Below are 17,522 nucleotides of genomic sequence, written 5' to 3'. Positions count from 1 at the left end.
ACGATGGGCACATACGGCATTCGTGCCGTCACCCAGACGACAGGAGGTTCGTCATGGCCCACTCGTCCGCAGCCGCCGCCCCCCGGCGCCGCGCCACCGGCCCTGCCCCCTCACTGACCGGCCCGGCGAGCGACGTGCACCCCGTGCTCCGCCGGGCCACGGCCCCGCCGGCCGCCCTCGACCTGCTCGCCCAGGCCCGGGCCGGACTGGAGGAGGCCATCGTCCTGGACACGCCGAACGAGCGTTACGCGACGGCCCACCTGGCCGCCCTGCGCACCGCCGCCGCCGTGCTCGCCGCCCGCGGCCGGCCCGAGACCTCCCCGCGTCGCCGGGCCCGCATCCGCAGCGCCTGGGAGGTGCTGCCCGAGATCGCGCCCGAGCTGACCGAGTGGAGCGCGCTGTTCGCCTCGGGTGCCGCGCGCCGGGCCCGCGCCGAGGCGGGCATCCAGGGCGCGGCCGGGCAGCGGGACGCCGACGACCTGATACGGGACGTGGCGATGTTCCTCCGCATCGTGGAGCGGATGCTCGTCCTCCAGCCGGTCCTGCCCCAGCCCCGCCAGGACACCGGCGGCGACACCGGCGCCGGCGGGGACGGCCCGGGGAAGGGGGGCGGTCTGCCGGACGCGGGCTGACCACGCACCGTGCGCCGGGCCCTCACGCAGCGTCCCGTGCGGCCGCGCCCGGTGTCCGCCGGGCGAGACGCCGGTGGCCGGACGCCGCCGCGGTGACCAGGCACGGCACGGAAGCAATAGGGTGGAGCTCCCGTGACGTTCGCCCTGCCGAGGAGTCATCTCGTGTCGGACCCGACGCGCCCCCGCGCCTCTCTCCGTACCGCCGTGGTCTGGGAGGTCCTGCAGGACGCCCTCGACCGCCGGGTCAAGGCCACGGGCCGGGACTCGCTGGACGTCCTCGACACCGGCGGCGGCAGCGGCAACTTCGCCGTGCCGCTCGCCCGCCTCGGCCACCGGGTCACCGTCGTCGACCCCAGCCCCAACGCGCTGTTCGCGCTGGAGCGCCGCGCCGCCGAAGCCGGTGTCGCCGACCGGGTCAAGGGCGTCCAGGGCGACGCGCACGGCCTGTTCGACGTGGTCGAGCGCGGCGGCTACGACGCCGTCCTGTGCCACGGCGTCCTGGAGTACGTGGACGACCCGGCCGAGGGCGTCCGCAACGCGGTCGCCGCGCTGCGCTCCGAAGGCGTGCTGAGCGTGCTCGCCGCCGGCCTCGGCGGGGCCGTGCTCGCCCGCGCCCTCGCCGGGCACTTCACCGAGGCCCGGCAGGCGCTCCGGGACCCCGACGGCCGCTGGGGCACCGGCGACCCGGTGCCCCGCCGCTTCACCGCCGAGCAGTTGACCGCGCTCGTCGAGAGCGCCGGCCTGAGGGTCGGCGCCGTGCACGGCGTGCGTGTCTTCGCCGACCTCGTGCCCGGCGTCCTGGTGGACACCGAGCCCGGTGCCCTGGACGCGCTGCTGAAGCTGGAGGCCGCGGCGGCCGAACTGCCCGCGTTCCACTCCGTGGCCACCCAGTTGCACGTGCTCGGCGAGACGACGGATCCCGCGCAGGCCTGAGCGGTCCGCCGGCACCCGAGCGCACCACCGGGGCGAGCCGCTGATCAGCGCCGCGGCAGCGGATGGAGTACGCCACAACCCCCCCGAACGAGGGGTTTGCGCCGTATGATCGAGGTACACCACCCGGCATGACGGGTCGGCCGCCGGGGAATGGAAGCCTCAGCGAGCCGGGACGGCCATGACGGTTCCGGTTGGCCGATTGGCGTAGAGGGGCGGGTTTCACGGGGGCGATTCCCTGCCTATCCTGAAGGGACCCCCCGGGTCGCCCCCGGCGACTGCACGATGAGGAGGACTCCGTGCCGCTCTCGGAGCACGAGCAGCGAATGCTTGAGCAGATGGAGCGAGCGCTGTACGCCGAAGACCCCAAGTTCGCGTCGGCGCTTGAGGGAAACGGGCTGCGGACGTACACCCGGCGGCGGGTCTACCAGGCGGTCGCCGGTTTCCTCGCGGGTATCGCGCTCCTCATGGCCGGAATGGTCGCGCAGCTGATCTGGGTCAGCGTGGTCGGTTTCCTCGTCATGCTGGGCTGTGCCGTGCTCGCCGTCACCGGCTGGCGCAAGGCCCCGAAGCCCGGGGAGCAGCCCCCGGCCGGAATGCGCCGTCAGGTGCGTCCGAGGCGCTCCGTCATGGACCGGATCGAGCAGCGCTGGCAGCGCCGCCGGGACGAACAGGGGCACTGATCCCCCGGCGCCTCCGCGCCGGCCACAGCAGACCAGTGAGGGGCGGCCACCATCCGGTGGCCGCCCCTCACTCGTGCGTTCAGCCCCGCTGCCCGGACGGCCGGCGCACCGCCGGCCGGACCGCCGCGACCCGGCTCCGCAGCGCCGACCAGCGGGCCGACACCGCCCACAGCACCCGGACCGACGAGCGGGGAAGGAACCGCGCCCGCAGCCGCGTCCCTGTGCTCACCCCGGCCCGCAGCCCCTCGGTCACCCGGCGCACGTCCTCCGCCGCTCCCGCCGGCGGGCGCGGCCTGGGCGCGTACAGCACCTGCTCCACCGCGTCCGCCAGCCGGTGCACGGCGGTCCCGGTGGCCGGATCGAGACGCCCGAGCCGGACGATCCGGTCGGCGGCCTTGCGCGGGGTCAGCGACTCGTCCGGCGGGATGCCGTGGTCCCAGGCGCTGTCCGTCAGCTCCTGCCAGGCCGCCAGGGTGTGTACCGCCGCGCCCTCGGCGGTCCGTGCGTGTCCGCCCAGCCGCTGGGCGCGCACCCGCTGCCGCCACAGCCACGGCGACAGCGGAACCGCCGGCACCAGCAGCGCGGCCAGGGCGATCAGCAGCCATCCCCACCAGTCCGTACCGTCGCCGTCCTGCTGCGGGGCCGCCGCGGCGGACGGGCTGTCGCAGGCCTGGAGCTTGCGCAGGTCGCTGCTGCAGCTCTCGCTCGGCGAGGCCGAGGCCGAGGGCGCCGACGACGCGCCCTTGGACGGCAGCGCCTCCTGCGGCAGCGAGCTGCCGGGGGTGTCCGGCTGGGTGTACGACGGTGTGGTGCCGCGGGTCGGGGTCGGCTCGAAGCGGGTCCAGCCCACGCCCTCGAAGTACAGCTCGGGCCAGGCGTGGGCGTCCTTCTGGGTCACCGCGACGGTGCCGTCGGCCTGCATCGTGCCCGGCGCGAAGCCCACCGCGACCCGGGCCGGGATGCCGAGGGTGCGGGCCATCGCCGCCATCGTGAAGGAGAAGTGGACGCAGAAGCCCTCCTTCTGCTTCAGGAAGTTCGCTATGGCGCCGGGACCGCGGCCCACCTTCACCGAGGTGTCGTACTGGAAGCCACCGGTGACGGCGAACCAGTCCTGGAGCTTGACGGCTTCCTCGTAGTGGCTGTTCGCGCCCGCGGTGATCTGCTTGGCGGTGCGCTCCACCACCTTCGGCAGCGAGGACGGCACCTTGGTGTACTCGCTCTGCAGCGCGGCCGGCGGCTGCGGCGCGGTGGCCAGCTGCCGCGGGGTCGGCCGCACGTCCAGGCTGGTCACCTGGTAGCTCGCGCCGCGCGTGGTCTGGCCGCGGTCGCCGACGAGGGTCATCCCGACCGGCTCGTACCGCCACCGGCCGTCGACCTTCACCTCGTTCGGCGGGTAGGGCATCGGCAGCCAGTTCTGGGCGTACCAGTCGGCCGCCCGGACCAGCGTCCGCACCGTGCCGCGCTTGACGTCCGGGTCCAGGCCGATGGGCGTGGGCAGCCTGTCCGGCACGCCGACGATGTGCCGCTGGGCCGGCGTCCAGGTGGTGCCGTCGAACTCGTCCAGCGAGACGATCCGCAGATACAGGTCGGAGATGTCGTTCGTGTCGGTCCGCAGGGTCAGCACCTGGCGGTCGTCGTTCGTGTTCAGGTTGTCGCGCAGCGACACCAGCGGATTGACCGCCGAGATCGTGCCCCCGTCGCCGCGGCCCGGCCCCACGCCGGTGCCGGCCGCGTCCAGCAGGCCGCCGTGCATCGAGGGCAGGGCGAGCGGCACCATCAGGGCCACCCCGAGCGCCACCGCGCCGATCCGCCGCCCGGTGCGCACCGGCGCGACGGCACCGGCCTCCGGGGCGCCCGGGCCGCGGGGCGCGCCGCCGAAGACCCGGCCCCACTGGGCGAGCCGGTCCCGGCCCTCCGCGAGCAGCAGCATCAGATAGCCGGCCGCCGCCACCAGGAACCACAGCCAGCCGGCGCCGCCGCCGGACAGGCCCGCGGCCACCGAGTACAGGGCGAGCAGCGGCAGCCCGGCCGGGGCCGCGCTGCGGAAGGTCACCGCGATCACGTCCACCAGCAGCCCGACGACCAGCGCGCCGCCGATCAGCATCAGCTTGATGCCGTCGGTGACCGGCGCCGGTATCGCGTACCGGCTGACGTCGTCCGCGCCCTGCTGGAGCAGCTCGGCGAAGTACCGGAAGGTGTCCGGGCCGGGGACCAGCCCGGCGATCGCGTGCTGCCGGGCGAAGACCAGGGTCAGCAGCATCAGGGTGACCAGGACCTGCGCCGCCACGGTCAGCAGCCGGCCCAGCGGCACCCGCCGGGCCGCCGCGCCCACCCCGGTCTGCACGGCCACCAGCGGGACCAGCTGCAGCAGCCAGGTCGGCTCGGCGACCAGCGGCAGCAGCGCGCAGGAAGCCATCAGGGTGGCCGCCGCCGCGCACAGCGCCAGTCGTGCCCGCCCGCTCATCCCCGTGCCTCCCCGCTCACGGCGGCCAGGCCGGACCGCTCCCGGTCCGCCTGCCGCCACAGTCCGTCCATCGACGCGCCGCGCGGCACGCTCAGCGCCGTCCAGCCTGCCTCGCGCAGCATCCGCAGCCGCTCCGCGTGTTGGTCGCCCGGGCGGGGCACGTCGGTCGCCTCCCGGGTCCAGACGTCGGGGTCCAGCACGAAGGCGACCGCGCCGCCGCTGCGCCGGCTCATCTTGGCGACCGTCGTCGCCTGTTCCTCGTCCAGGTCGCCGAGGAAGGCGATCAGCAGCCCCTCGTTGCCGCCGCGCAGCACGTCGTACGCCCGGGACAGGCCGGTGCCGTCGGAGTGGTCGACCACCGCGAGGGTGTCCATCATCAGCCCGGCCGCGTCCGCGGTCTCCTGGCCGTTGCCCGCGAACCCGTCGGCGCCCTCGCCGGGCACCACGCTGCCGCCGTCGGTCAGCAGCCGTACCGAGAAGCCGCGTTCGAGCATGTGCACCAGCACCGAGGCGGCACCGGAGACCGCCCACTCGAAGGCCGAGTCCGGGCCCGCGCCCTCGTAGGCACCGCCGCGGGTGTCCAGCAGGACGGTGCACCGGGAGCGCCGGGGCTGCTCCTCGCGGCGCACCATCAGCTCGCCGTAGCGCGCGGTGGACCGCCAGTGCACCCGGCGCAGGTCGTCGCCGTAGCGGTAGCCGCGCGGGATCACGTCGTCCTCGCCCGCCAGGGCCAGCGAGCGCTGCCGCCCGTCGCCGTACCCCTTGGCCTCGCCGCCGAAGCGGACGGGGGCCAGCGGCTCCACGCGCGGTATCACCGTCAGCATGTCGCACGTCGAGAAGGAGCGGGTCAGCTCGCACATGCCGAAGGGGTCCGTCAGCCGCAGCTGCAGCGGGCCCAGCGGATAGCGGCCCCGCAGGTCCGAGCGGACCCGGTAGGACACCTCGCGGCGGCCCTGCGGCTCCACCCGGTCCAGCACGAACCGGGGCCGCGGCCCGAGGACGTAGGGCACCCGGTCCTGGAGCATCAGCAGGCCGGTGGGCAGCCGGGAGACGTTGTCCATGCGCAGGTGCACCCGGGCCTCGCTGCCGGCCGGTACGCGCGCGGGGGCCAGACGGCGGCTCGCGGCCACCCGGTACCGCGTGCGGTACAGCACGGTCGCGCAGATCAGGGGCAGCACGGCGAGCAGCAGACCGACCCGCAGCAGCTCGCTCAGGCCCAGCACGAACGCGCAGATCGCGGCGGCGATCCCGGCCGCGAGGAAGGAGCGGCCCCGGGTGGTGAGACCAGACAGGGCCGTACGGACCCCGCTCGTCTCCCCGCGGTCGGCCTCGGCCGGCGCGGTCCCCCCGGTGCTCATCACAGACTCCGCGGCGGCTGCTGCGGATAGGCCGGGATGGTGCGGCCCAGGCCGCCCAAGCCGCTCTGGTGGCCCGGCGCGGCCGGCACCGGGGTGTGCTGCAGGATCTCCCGCACCACCTGCTCGGCCGTGCGGCGGTTGAGCTGGGCCTGGGCGGTGGGCAGCAGGCGGTGGGCGAGGACGGCGACGGCGAGTGCCTGGACGTCGTCCGGCAGCGCGTACTCCCGCCCCGCGAGGGCCGCGGAGGCCTTGGCCGCGCGCAGCAGGTGCAGGGTCGCGCGCGGGGAGGCGCCGAGTCTGAGGTCGGGGTGGGTGCGGGTGGCGGCGACCAGTTCGACCGCGTACCGCCGGACCGGCTCGGAGACGTGCACCCCGCGGACCGCCTCGACCAGCTTCACGATCTCGTGCGCGTGCGCCACCGGCTGGAGGTCCTCCAGCGGGCTGACGCCACCGTGGATGTCGAGCATCTGCAACTCGGCCTCGACGCTCGGGTAACCCACGGAGACCCGCGCCATGAAGCGGTCGCGCTGGGCCTCGGGCAGCGGGTACGTGCCCTCCATCTCGACCGGGTTCTGGGTGGCCACCACCATGAAGGGGCTGGGCAGTTCGTACGTGTGCCCGTCGATGGTGACCTGGCGTTCCTCCATGGACTCCAGCAGCGCGGACTGGGTCTTCGGCGAGGCGCGGTTGATCTCGTCGCCGATCACGATCTGCGCGAAGATGGCGCCCGGCTTGAACTCGAAGTCCCGGCGCTGCTGGTCCCAGATGGACACGCCCGTGATGTCCGAGGGCAGCAGGTCCGGCGTGAACTGGATGCGCCGCACCGAGCAGTCGATGGACCGCGCCAGTGCCTTGGCGAGCATCGTCTTGCCCACTCCGGGGACGTCCTCGATCAGCAGGTGGCCCTCGGCGAGCAGCACGGTCAGCGCGAGCCGTACGACCTCGGGCTTGCCCTCGATCACGCCCTCCACCGAACCGCGTACCCGCTCCACCGTGGCGGTCAGATCTGTGAGGCTCGCTCGATCGTCATAGGTCGTCACCCGGCCCTCCTCGGCCCGTTCTTTCCGGGCCGATGCTCTCCGTGCGAAACCGGCCCACCCCGAAACACGGACACCACGCGGAAAAAGTTCCGCGCGACGTCACACCCCGCATTCTTGCTGCCGTTACCGATTCGTGTCACTCGCCTGTGGACAACTGCCCGCTCGATGTCGGTCTTACGGTCTTTTCGACCGTGTTTTCGAACCGGGTTCCCGTTGCGGGACGGCAGAACGACGGGATGCCGTGCGGGGTGGCCGGCCGGTATGTTCCGGTCAGGCCGGGTCGACCTCGCGCAGCAGACCGGTGCGCACGTCGAAGACGAAGCCGCGGACGTCGTCGGTGTGCAGCAGGAACGGCGAGGTGCGCACCCGCTGCATGGACTGGCGCACGTCCTGGTCCACGTCGCTGAAGGACTCCACCGCCCAGGCCGGCCGCTGGCCGACCTCCATCTCCAGCTCGGTGCGGAAGTCCTCGGTGAGGGACTCCAGGCCGCAGCCGGTGTGGTGGATGAGCACGATGCTGCGCGTGCCCAGCTTGCGCTGGCTGATGGTCAGGGACCGGATCACGTCGTCGGTGACCACACCGCCCGCGTTGCGGATGGTGTGACAGTCGCCGAGCTGGAGGCCGAGGGCCTGGTGCAGGTCGAGACGTGCGTCCATGCAGGCGACGACGGCGACGTGGAGTACCGGGCGGGCGTCCATGCCGGGGTCGGTGAAGGCCTCGGCGTACTGCCGGTTGGCCTCCACGAGCCGGTTGGTCACGGTGTCGCCGGCGGTTATGGCGCCTTCGGATCCAGTGGGTGCTGCTGCAGAAGTCGTCATACCGACGACGTTACTGGTCACGCAGGGTTCCGGCCTCTCGTGAGAGCGGACAAAGAACGTCATCGCGGTATGTTGTGAGCTAACCCACAGGGAGGGCAGAGCGGGGCCGAACGGGCGGACCGGTCCGAATCGCGGTTCCCGCCGTGCCGGGGTACACGACGCGCAGGCCGGTTGATTGACCAGCGGACAGCGTGGACTAAAGTGACGCGAAAGCGGGAGACGAGTCTCTCCCCGCGGACGAAACCCCCGGAGACCCCGGCACCTGCCCGGACCCGTCTCCCCGCGCGCGCGGCGCGTACGTACGGCTCGGGGGACCGACGGTGCGTACGGCCCGCCGGAACTGAGAGGCCCCCTTGAGCCAGAGTCGACACGTCCCGGTGATGCTCCAGCGGTGCCTGGACCTGCTGGCGCCCGCCCTGGAGCGCCCCGGAGCGGTGGTCGTCGACTGCACCCTCGGCCTCGGCGGGCACAGCGAGGCACTGCTCACCCGGTTCCCCGACGCCCGGCTGATCGGCCTCGACCGGGACAAGGAGGCGCTGCGCCTGTCCGGTGAGCGCCTGGCTCCGTACGGCGAGCGCGCCACCCTCGTGCACGCCGTGTACGACGAGCTGCCCGCCGTACTGCACCGGCTCGGCATCCCGCGCGTGCAGGGCGTCCTGTTCGACCTGGGCGTCTCCTCCATGCAGCTGGACGAGGCCGACCGCGGCTTCGCCTACGCGCAGGACGCGCCCCTGGACATGCGCATGGACCAGACGGCCGGCATCAGCGCCGCCGAGGTCCTCAACACCTACCCGCCCGGCGAACTGGTGCGCATCCTGCGCGCCTACGGCGAGGAGAAGCAGGCCAAGCGGATCGTCGCCGCGATCGTCCGGGAGCGGGAGAAGGAGCCGTTCAGCAACAGCGCGCGGCTCGTCGAACTCATCCGGGACGCGCTGCCGCAGGCCGCCAAGCGCACCGGCGGCAATCCGGCCAAGCGCACCTTCCAGGCGCTGCGCATCGAGGTCAACGGCGAACTGTCCGTCCTGGAGCGGGCGATCCCGGCCGCCGTGAAGGCCCTGGACGTCGGCGGGCGCATCGCGGTGCTGTCGTACCACTCGCTCGAAGACCGGCTCGTCAAGCAGGTGTTCGCGGCCGGGGCGGCCTCCACCGCGCCGCCCGGACTGCCCGTCGTGCCCGAGCGCTACCAGCCGCGGCTCAAGCTGCTCACCCGCGGTGCCGAACTTCCCACCGAGGAAGAGATCGCCGAGAACCGCCGGGCCGCACCGGCCAGACTGCGGGGTGCCGAGCGCATCAGGGAGGACGTCGAGTGAGCGAGACGGGTCGCAGGGCCGGCACCGCGCACCGAGGAAGCGGCTTCCCCCACGCATCGGGGGAGCAGTGAGCAGGAAACCCGAACTGAAGGGGAGGGCCGCCCGGCTCGCCCGGCTCCTCCCGGCCGGCCGCGCGCGGGCGGCGCGTACCCCGTTCGTCCTGCTCGTCGTCGTGCTCCTCGGCGGCGGCCTCATCGGTCTGCTGGTGCTGAACTCGGCGCTGAGCGAAGGCTCGTTCAAACTCGCCGACCTGCAGAAGCAGACGAAGAACCTCACCGACGAGGAACAGGCCCTCCAGCGCGACATCGACGCCTTCTCGTCCCCCGACGCCCTCCAGCGCCGCGCCCGTGAACTCGGCATGGTCCCCGGCGGCGACCCGGCCTTCCTCGGCCCCGACGGCACCGTCAAGGGCGTCCCCGGCGCCGCGCCCGAGCCCGCGGCCCTCATCGCCCCGGCCTCCCCCGGGGCGATGACCCCGGCCGGCGCCCTGGCCACCGTCAACGGCGTCCCCGGCGCCGCGCCCGAGCCCGCGGCCCCCGCCGCGCCGGCCTCGCCCGGGGCGGTGACCCCGGCCGGCGCCCTGGCCACCGCCCCGCCGGCGCCCACCGTGCCGTCCCCGCCCCAGGGACCCCCCGCGGCGCCCGCCCCGGTGCCGCCCACCACCCAGCCCATCCCCACCCCGATCCCCGGCAGGTGACGGAAGTGTCCGACAGGGAAGCGCCGCGCCGCCGGGTGCCCGGCCCCGCCAAGCCTCCGCGGCCGCGGGGTGCCGTCCGGCGGCAGGCCGGGCCCGGTGCCCGGCCGGTCCGCCGGCCCGGCGGGGCCCGGCCCCCGGTCTCGCGCCCCCTCCGGCTCGGCAGCCCCCGGCCCCGGCTGCGCCTGGTCGGCCTCGCCCTGACACTGGTGCTGCTCGCGTTCGTCATCCGGCTGCTCCAGGTCCAGGCCGTCGACGCGAGCGCCTACACGGCACGGGCCGAGCAGAACCGGTACGTGGTGCACACGCTGGCCGCCGAGCGCGGCGAGATCACCGACCGCAACGGCGTCGCGCTCGCCGTCAGCGAGGACGCGTACGACATCACGGCCGACCCGACGATGTTCAGCGCCGAGCAGCTGAAGATCGGCGACGGCCCCGAGAAGGCCGCCGCGCTGCTCGCCCCGATCCTCGGCCAGGACCAGGCCACGCTCGTCAGGAAGCTGCGGCCGGAGAACCGCAGCTCCCGCTACACCCGGCTCGCCGCCCGGCAGACCCCGCAGGTCTGGAAGCAGATCAGGGACCTGAAGACCGCGCTCGCCAAGAAGGCCGGGACCGACCACACCACCGTCAACGTGCTGTCCGGCGTCTTCGCCGACCCCAGCAGCCAGCGCGTGTACCCCAACGGCGACCTGGCCGCCGGGATACTGGGCTGGGTCAACGCCGACGGCAAGGGCGGCGGCGGCATCGAGCAGGAGCTGGACAAGCAGCTGTCCGGCAAGGACGGCAAGGTCCGCTACGCCCAGGCCGGCGGGCGCGAGGTGCCCACCGCCGGGTCCACCGAGACGCCCGCGGTGCCCGGCGCCGACGTCGAGCTGACCATCGACCGCGACATCCAGTGGGCCGCGCAGAACGCCATCACCGAGCAGGTGAAGAAGTCCAGGGCGGACCGCGGCTACGTCATCGTCCAGGACACCCGCACCGGCCAGATCCTCGCCATGGCCAACTCGCCCGGCTTCGACCCGAACGACCTGGCGAAGGCCGACGGCGACGCGATGGGCAACGCGGCCCTCCAGGACGCCTACGAGCCCGGCTCCACCGCCAAGGTGATGTCCATGGCGGCCGTGCTGGAGCGGAACGTGGCGACCCCCCTCACCCACGTCGTCGTCCCCAACCGGCTGCACCGCGGCGACCGGCTCTTCCAGGACGACATCGACCACGCCACCTGGTACCTCACGCTCAACGGCGTGCTCGCCAAGTCCAGCAACATCGGCACCATCCTGGCCGCCGGCGAACTCGGCAAGAGCCAGCCCGCGGCCAACAAGGTCCTCTACTCCTACCTGCGCAAGTTCGGCATCGGCAGTTACACCGGCCTCGGCTTCCCCGGCGAGACCCCCGGCATCCTCGCGCCGCCGCAGAAGTGGTCCACCTCGCAGCAGTACACGATCCCTTTCGGCCAGGGCTTCTCCATCAACGCCATGCAGGCCGCCTCCGTGTACTCGACCATCGCCAACGGCGGTGTGCGCGTCGTGCCGACCCTGGTGCGCGGCACCAAGGGTGCCGACGGGCGCTTCACCCCCGCACCGAAGCCCAGGCAGACACGGGTCGTCAGCGCCAAGACCGCCAAGAGCCTCGCGCAGATGCTGGAGTCCGTCGTGGACGACGAGCAGGGCACCGGCGTGAAGGCCCGCATCCCCGGGTACCGGGTCGCGGGCAAGACCGGAACGGCCAACCGCGTGGATCCGGCCACCGGCCGCTACCGCGGCTACACGTCGTCGTTCGCCGGTTTCGCGCCCGCCGACAACCCGCGGATCACCGTCTACTGCGCCATCCAGAACGCCACCTCCGGCAACTACTTCGGTGGCCAGATCTGCGGTCCCATCTACAAGCAGGTGATGGAGTTCGCCCTGAAGACCCTCCAGATCCCGCCGACCGGGGCGAAGCCCGCCAACCTGCCCGTCGAGTACAAGCCCTGATCAGTGCCACCCTGATCAGCACGGAAACACCAGGAACGAGCTCGTGACAACGATCACCCCCGACGCCGGGAACCACGGGGCCGCAGGCCCCTCACTTCGCTCCGGAGCCGGTACGCCCGGTACGCTCACCGCCGTGCCACACGCTGATCAGTCCCAAAACACCCAGAAGGGCCAACCCGTGACATATCCGGGACTGCCCCGGCCGACGACGCTCCCCGCCACCCCGCTCGCGGAGCTCGCCGACCAGCTGGGTGTCACCGCGCCGGAGCGCGCCGCCGAGATCACGGGTATCACCCACGACTCGCGCGCCGTCCGCCCCGGTGACCTGTACGCCGCCCTCCCGGGCGCCCGTCTGCACGGCGCGGACTTCGTCACCCAGGCCGCGAGCCTGGGCGCCGCCGCCGTGCTCACCGATCCCACGGGGGCCGACCGCGCCGCCGCGACCGGACTGCCCGTCCTGGTCGTCGAGGATCCGCGCGGACGGATGGGGGAGCTGGCGGCCACCATCTACCGCCACCCGGGCCGCGACCTGCTCCAGATCGGCATCACCGGCACCTCCGGCAAGACCACCACCGCCTATCTCGTCAAGGGCGGCCTGGACGTGTCCCGCCCCGCCGGACTCATCGGCACGGTGGAGATCCGCATCGGCGACGAGCGGATCAAGTCCGAGCGCACCACCCCCGAGGCCACCGACCTCCAGGCCCTGTTCGCCGTCATGCGCGAAGGGGGCGTCGAGGCCGTGGCCATGGAGGTCTCCAGTCACGCCCTGGTCCTCGGCCGGGTCGACGGCTGCGTCTTCGACATCGCCGTCTTCACCAACCTCAGCCCGGAACACATGGAGTTCCACTCCGACATGGAGGACTACTTCCGGGCCAAGGCGCAGCTCTTCACCCCGAAACGCAGCAAACTCGGCGTGGTCAACGCCGACGACGAGTACGGCCGCCGGCTCGCGCGGGAGGCGACCGTCCCGGTCGTCACCTTCTCCGCCGAGGGTCACCCCGACGCCGACTGGCGCGCCGAGGACGTCCGGATCGGCCCCATGGACTCGACGTTCACCGTGCTCGGCCCGAACGGCGAGCGCGTCCACGCCAAGTCGCCGCTGCCGGGCCCGTTCAACGTGGCGAACACGCTCGCCGCCGTCGTCGCCCTCGCCGTGGCCGGCCTCGACCCGCAGACCGCCGCCGACGGTATCGCCGCCGTCCCGGGTGTGCCGGGCCGCCTGGAGCGCGTCGACGCCGGGCAGCCCTACCTCGCGGTCGTCGACTACGCCCACAAGACCGACGCCGTCGAGTCGGTGCTCAAGGCGCTGCGCAAGGTCACCAAGGGCCGGCTGCACGTCGTCCTCGGCTGCGGCGGCGACCGCGACGAGACCAAGCGGGCCCCGATGGGCGCCGCCGCGGCCCGGCTCGCCGACACGGCCGTACTGACCTCCGACAACCCCCGCTCCGAGGACCCCCTGGCGATCCTCGCCACCATGCTCAGGGGCGCGGCCTCCGTGCCCGCGCACGAGCGCGGCGAGGTGCTCCTCTTCGAGGACCGGGCCGCCGCCATCGCCGCCGCCGTGGGCCGTGCCCGAGCCGGCGACACCGTGCTGGTGGCAGGCAAGGGTCACGAGCAGGGCCAGGACATCGCCGGCGTGGTCCGTCCCTTCGACGACCGCCAGGTGCTTCGCGAAGCTATCCAGAAGACCCAGGGATGAACTTGTGATCGCCCTCTCCCTCGCCGAGATCGCAGCAGTCGTCGGCGGGCAGACGCACGACATACCGGATCCGTCCGTGCAGGTGACGGGACCGGTCGTCCGGGACTCCCGCGAGGTGGTGCCCGGCAGCCTGTTCGCCGCATTCGTCGGCGAGCGGGTGGACGGCCACGACTACGCGCCGCAGGTCGTCGCGGCCGGCGCGGTCGCCGTGCTGGCGTCCCGGCCGGTCGGCGTCCCCGCGATCGTCGTGGAGGACGTGCAGACGGCCCTGGGCGCCCTCGCCCGGCACGTCGTACGCCGGCTCGGCGCGACCCTCGTCGCCCTGACCGGCTCGGCCGGCAAGACCAGCACCAAGGACCTCATCGCCCAGGTGCTGCGGCGCAAGGCGCCCACCGTCTTCACGCCCGGCTCGCTCAACAACGAGATCGGGCTGCCGCTGACCGCCCTGTCCGCCACCGAGGAGACCAGGTTCCTCGTGCTGGAGATGGGGGCCCGCGGCATCGGGCACATCCGCTACCTCACCGGCCTCACCCCGCCGCGGATCGGCCTGGTGCTCAACGTCGGCACCGCCCACATCGGCGAGTTCGGCGGGCGCGAGCAGATCGCCCAGGCGAAGGGCGAGCTGGTCGAGGCGCTTCCCGCGGAGAGCGAGGGCGGGGCCGCCATCCTCAACGCCGACGACCCGCTGGTGAAGGCCATGGCCGCCCGTACCAAGGCGAAGGTGGTCCTTTTCGGAGAGTCGGCCGAAGCGGACGTACGCGCCGAGAACGTACGACTCACGGACAGCGGACAGCCCGCCTTCAGGCTTCACACACCCTCCGGTGCAAGCGATGTGACCATGCGCCTGTACGGTGAGCACCACGTGTCGAACGCGCTCGCCGCGGCCGCCGTCGCCCATGAGCTGGGCATGTCCGCGGAAGAGATCGCCACCGCGCTCTCCGAGGCGGGCTCCCTCTCCCGCTGGCGCATGGAGGTCACCGAGCGCCCGGACGGCGTGACCATCGTCAACGACGCCTACAACGCCAACCCCGAGTCCATGCGGGCCGCCCTCAGGGCGCTCGCGGCCATGGGCAAGGGGCGCCGCACGTGGGCGGTGCTCGGCAAGATGGCCGAGCTGGGGGACGAGGCGCTCGCCGAGCACGACGCCGTCGGACGGCTCGCCGTCCGGCTCAACGTCAGCAAGCTCGTCGCCGTCGGGGGGATTGAGGCCTCCTGGCTGCAACTGGGCGCATATAACGAGGGTTCGTGGGGTGAGGAGTCGGTGCACGTGTCCGACGCACAGGCGGCGATCGACCTGTTGCGCAGCGAGTTGCGCCCGGGGGACGTCGTACTCGTGAAGGCGTCCCGGTCGGTGGGGCTGGAGAGCGTCGCCCAGGCGCTCACCGAGACCGGTGCCGAGGGTGAGGTTGCCGCCCGATGATGAAGCAGATCCTGTTCTCGGGAGTCATTGGCCTCTTCCTGACGCTGGTCGGCACCCCGCTGCTGATCAAGCTTCTCGCCCGCAAGGGCTACGGCCAGTACATCCGTGACGACGGCCCGCGCGAGCATGCCAGCAAGCGCGGTACGCCGACGATGGGCGGTATCGCGTTCATCCTGGCGACGATCGCCGCGTACTTCCTGAGCAAGCTCATCACCGGTTACCCGCCCACCTACTCCGGCCTGCTGGTCCTCGGCCTGATGTTCGGCATGGGCCTGGTCGGCTTCCTCGACGACTACATCAAGATCGTCAAGCGGCGGTCGCTCGGTCTGCGGGCCAAGGCGAAGATGGCCGGCCAGCTGATCGTCGGCATCGCCTTCGCGGTGCTGTCGCTGCAGTTCTCCGACGCCCGCGGCAACACCCCCGCCTCCACCAAGCTGTCGTTCATCACCGACTTCGGCTGGTCGATCGGCCCGGTGCTGTTCGTGGTCTGGGCGCTGTTCATGATCCTCGCGATGTCGAACGGCGTGAACCTCACCGACGGCCTGGACGGTCTGGCCACCGGCGCCTCCGTGCTCGTCTTCGGCGCCTACACCTTCATCGGTGTCTGGCAGTTCCAGGAGTCCTGCGCCAACGCGGGCACCCTGACCAACCCGGGCGCCTGCTACGAGGTGCGCGACCCGCTGGACCTGGCCGTGGTCGCCTCCGCGCTGATGGGCGCCTGCCTGGGCTTCCTGTGGTGGAACACCTCGCCGGCGAAGATCTTCATGGGCGACACCGGATCGCTCGCCCTCGGCGGTGTCCTCACGGGTCTGGCCATCCTCTCCCGCACGGAGCTGCTGGTGGCCATCATGGGCGGCCTGTTCGTCCTCATCACCATGTCGGTCGTCATCCAGGTCGGCTCCTTCCGGCTCACCGGTAAGCGCGTCTTCCGGATGGCACCGCTCCAGCACCACTTCGAACTCAAGGGCTGGTCCGAGGTCCTGGTCGTGGTCCGCTTCTGGATCATCCAGGGAATCTGTGTGATTGTCGGACTAGGCCTCTTCTATGCGGGATGGGCAGCGGACAAGTGACCTCCTCGGTGCCTTCTGAATTCCAGGGCAAGCACATCACCGTCGCCGGGCTCGGCGTCTCCGGCGTCCCGGCGGCGAAGGTGCTGCACGCGCGCGGGGCGATCGTCACGGTCGTCAACGACGGCGACGACGCACGCGCGCGTGAGCAGGCCGCGGAGCTGGAGGCGCTCGGTATCACCGTGCGTCTCGGCGACGGGGCGACCCTCCCGGAGGGCACCGAGCTGATCGTCACCGCGCCCGGCTGGCAGCCCGACAAGCCGCTGTTCCGCGCCGCCGGGCAGGCCGGCGTGCCGGTCTGGGGCGACGTGGAGCTGGCCTGGCGGCTGCGCGGCCCCGACGCGGCCCCCTGGCTGGCCGTGACGGGCACCAACGGCAAGACCACGACCGTCCAGATGCTCGCCTCCATCCTGAGGGCGGCGGGCCTGCGCACGGCCGCCGTGGGCAACATCGGCGTCTCCCTGCTGGACGCGGTCCTCGGCGAGGAGCGCTACGACGTCCTCGCCGTCGAGCTGTCCAGCTACCAGCTCCACTGGGCGCCCTCCCTGCGCGCCCACTCGGGGGCCGTCCTCAACCTCGCCCCGGACCACCTCGACTGGCACGGCTCCATGGAGGCGTACGCGCGCGACAAGGGCCGTATCTACGAGGGCAACAAGGTCGCCTGCGTCTACAACGTCGCCGACAAGGCCACCGAGGACCTCGTCCGCGAGGCCGACGTCGAAGAGGGCTGCCGGGCCGTCGGGTTCACCCTGGGCACGCCCGGCCCCTCCCAACTCGGCGTGGTGGACGGCATCCTGGTCGACCGCGCCTTCGTCGAGAACCGGCAGAAGAACGCGCAGGAGCTGGCCGAGGTCTCCGACGTCAACCCGCCGGCCCCGCACAACATCGCCAACGCCCTTGCCGCCGCGGCCCTCGCCCGCGCCTTCGGGGTGCCCGCGAGCGCCGTACGGGACGGTCTGCGGGCCTTCCGCCCGGACGCCCACCGCATCGCGCACGTCGCCGACATCGACGGGGTCGCGTACGTGGACGACTCCAAGGCGACCAACACCCATGCCGCGGAAGCCTCGTTGGCGGCATATGAACCGATCGTATGGATTGCGGGCGGTCTGGCGAAGGGAGCGACCTTCGACGAACTGGTCGCCAAGTCGGCGAAGCGGCTTCGCGGTGTGGTCCTGATCGGCGCAGATCGTGCCCTGATCCGTGACGCCCTCGCGCGACACGCGCCGGAAGTACCCGTGGTCGACCTCGGCCGGACCGACACTGGGGCGATGCTCCAGGCGGTGACGGAAGCGAAGCGGCTGGCTCAGCCCGGCGACACGGTGCTGCTGGCCCCGGCCTGCGCCTCCATGGACATGTTCACCAACTACAACCAGCGCGGTGACGCGTTCGCGGCGGCGGTCCGCGAACTCGACGCCTGACCCCGGCCGCCTGCC

14 protein-coding genes are annotated in these 17,522 nt (G+C 72.8%); 10 read left to right on the top strand and 4 right to left on the bottom strand.

The annotated features are described in order from the left end of the window. Positions 1-53 precede the first annotated feature (53 nt). The 3 genes from S1361_RS11560 (at position 54) to S1361_RS11550 (ending at position 2,245) form a co-directional block, all read left to right on the top strand. Positions 54-632: an SAV_6107 family HEPN domain-containing protein gene (locus S1361_RS11560; RefSeq protein WP_208031766.1), complete on the top strand. Its 579-nt coding sequence runs from the start codon at positions 54-56 to the stop codon at positions 630-632. A 162-nt stretch (positions 633-794) separates the two neighbouring features. Further along, entirely contained in the window at positions 795-1,565 is a 771-nt protein-coding gene (locus S1361_RS11555; protein ID WP_208031765.1) for a methyltransferase, read from the top strand. A gap of 296 nt (positions 1,566-1,861) precedes the next feature. Then, positions 1,862-2,245, top strand: coding sequence for a DUF3040 domain-containing protein (locus S1361_RS11550; protein ID WP_208031764.1), 384 nt, complete (start codon positions 1,862-1,864; stop codon positions 2,243-2,245). A 79-nt stretch (positions 2,246-2,324) separates the two neighbouring features. Here S1361_RS11550 and S1361_RS11545 read toward each other — a convergent pair whose 3' ends face one another. The 4 genes from S1361_RS11545 to S1361_RS11530 form a co-directional block, all read right to left on the bottom strand. Further along, complete coding sequence (locus tag S1361_RS11545; RefSeq protein ID WP_208031763.1) at positions 2,325-4,709, bottom strand: transglutaminase TgpA family protein; 2,385 nt, start codon at positions 4,707-4,709, stop codon at positions 2,325-2,327. Continuing rightward, positions 4,706-6,067, bottom strand: a complete 1,362-nt coding sequence (locus S1361_RS11540) for a DUF58 domain-containing protein (RefSeq protein WP_208031762.1) — start codon at positions 6,065-6,067, stop codon at positions 4,706-4,708. Before S1361_RS11540 ends, S1361_RS11545 begins: the two co-directional genes overlap by 4 nt. Next, positions 6,067-7,107 (bottom strand): AAA family ATPase, encoded by a 1,041-nt coding sequence (locus S1361_RS11535; protein WP_208031761.1) that lies wholly within the window; start codon positions 7,105-7,107, stop codon positions 6,067-6,069. Before S1361_RS11535 ends, S1361_RS11540 begins: the two co-directional genes overlap by 1 nt. 270 nt (positions 7,108-7,377) lie before the next feature. Next, complete coding sequence (locus tag S1361_RS11530; RefSeq protein WP_208031760.1) at positions 7,378-7,926, bottom strand: beta-class carbonic anhydrase; 549 nt, start codon at positions 7,924-7,926, stop codon at positions 7,378-7,380. 353 nt (positions 7,927-8,279) lie between these two features. Between S1361_RS11530 and rsmH the strand changes: the two genes are divergently transcribed. The 7 genes from rsmH (at position 8,280) to murD (ending at position 17,507) form a co-directional block, all read left to right on the top strand. Beyond that, the gene (rsmH, locus tag S1361_RS11525; protein WP_208031759.1) at positions 8,280-9,236 is read left to right on the top strand and encodes a 16S rRNA (cytosine(1402)-N(4))-methyltransferase RsmH; all 957 of its coding nucleotides are present in this window, start codon (positions 8,280-8,282) and stop codon (positions 9,234-9,236) included. 67 nt (positions 9,237-9,303) lie between these two features. Further along, a complete protein-coding gene (gene ftsL / locus S1361_RS11520) occupies positions 9,304-9,933 on the top strand; it encodes a cell division protein FtsL (protein ID WP_208031758.1) in 630 nt (209 codons plus the stop codon). Between the two features lie 5 nt (positions 9,934-9,938). Beyond that, on the top strand, positions 9,939-11,903 hold the full coding sequence (locus tag S1361_RS11515; protein WP_279577609.1) for a peptidoglycan D,D-transpeptidase FtsI family protein: 1,965 nt from the start codon (positions 9,939-9,941) through the stop codon (positions 11,901-11,903). Positions 11,904-11,946: 43 nt separating this feature from the next. After that, positions 11,947-13,602 carry a UDP-N-acetylmuramoyl-L-alanyl-D-glutamate--2,6-diaminopimelate ligase gene (locus S1361_RS11510; protein WP_208031756.1) on the top strand — a complete coding sequence of 552 codons (1,656 nt, stop codon included), beginning with the start codon at positions 11,947-11,949 and terminating at the stop codon, positions 13,600-13,602. A gap of 4 nt (positions 13,603-13,606) precedes the next feature. Further along, positions 13,607-15,022: a UDP-N-acetylmuramoyl-tripeptide--D-alanyl-D-alanine ligase gene (locus S1361_RS11505; RefSeq protein WP_208031755.1), complete on the top strand. Its 1,416-nt coding sequence runs from the start codon at positions 13,607-13,609 to the stop codon at positions 15,020-15,022. After that, on the top strand, positions 15,022-16,092 hold the full coding sequence (gene mraY / locus S1361_RS11500; protein WP_030347870.1) for a phospho-N-acetylmuramoyl-pentapeptide-transferase: 1,071 nt from the start codon (positions 15,022-15,024) through the stop codon (positions 16,090-16,092). The genes S1361_RS11505 and mraY overlap by 1 nt, the downstream gene beginning before the upstream one ends. Beyond that, positions 16,074-17,507: a UDP-N-acetylmuramoyl-L-alanine--D-glutamate ligase gene (murD, locus tag S1361_RS11495; protein WP_425086601.1), complete on the top strand. Its 1,434-nt coding sequence runs from the start codon at positions 16,074-16,076 to the stop codon at positions 17,505-17,507. Before mraY ends, murD begins: the two co-directional genes overlap by 19 nt. Positions 17,508-17,522 lie beyond the last annotated feature (15 nt).

Source organism: Streptomyces cyanogenus (assembly GCF_017526105.1).
Classification (GTDB): Bacteria; Actinomycetota; Actinomycetes; order Streptomycetales; family Streptomycetaceae; genus Streptomyces; species Streptomyces cyanogenus.
Note: the sequence above shows the minus strand (reverse complement) of the source record. Positions and strands in the feature narration are given on the sequence as shown.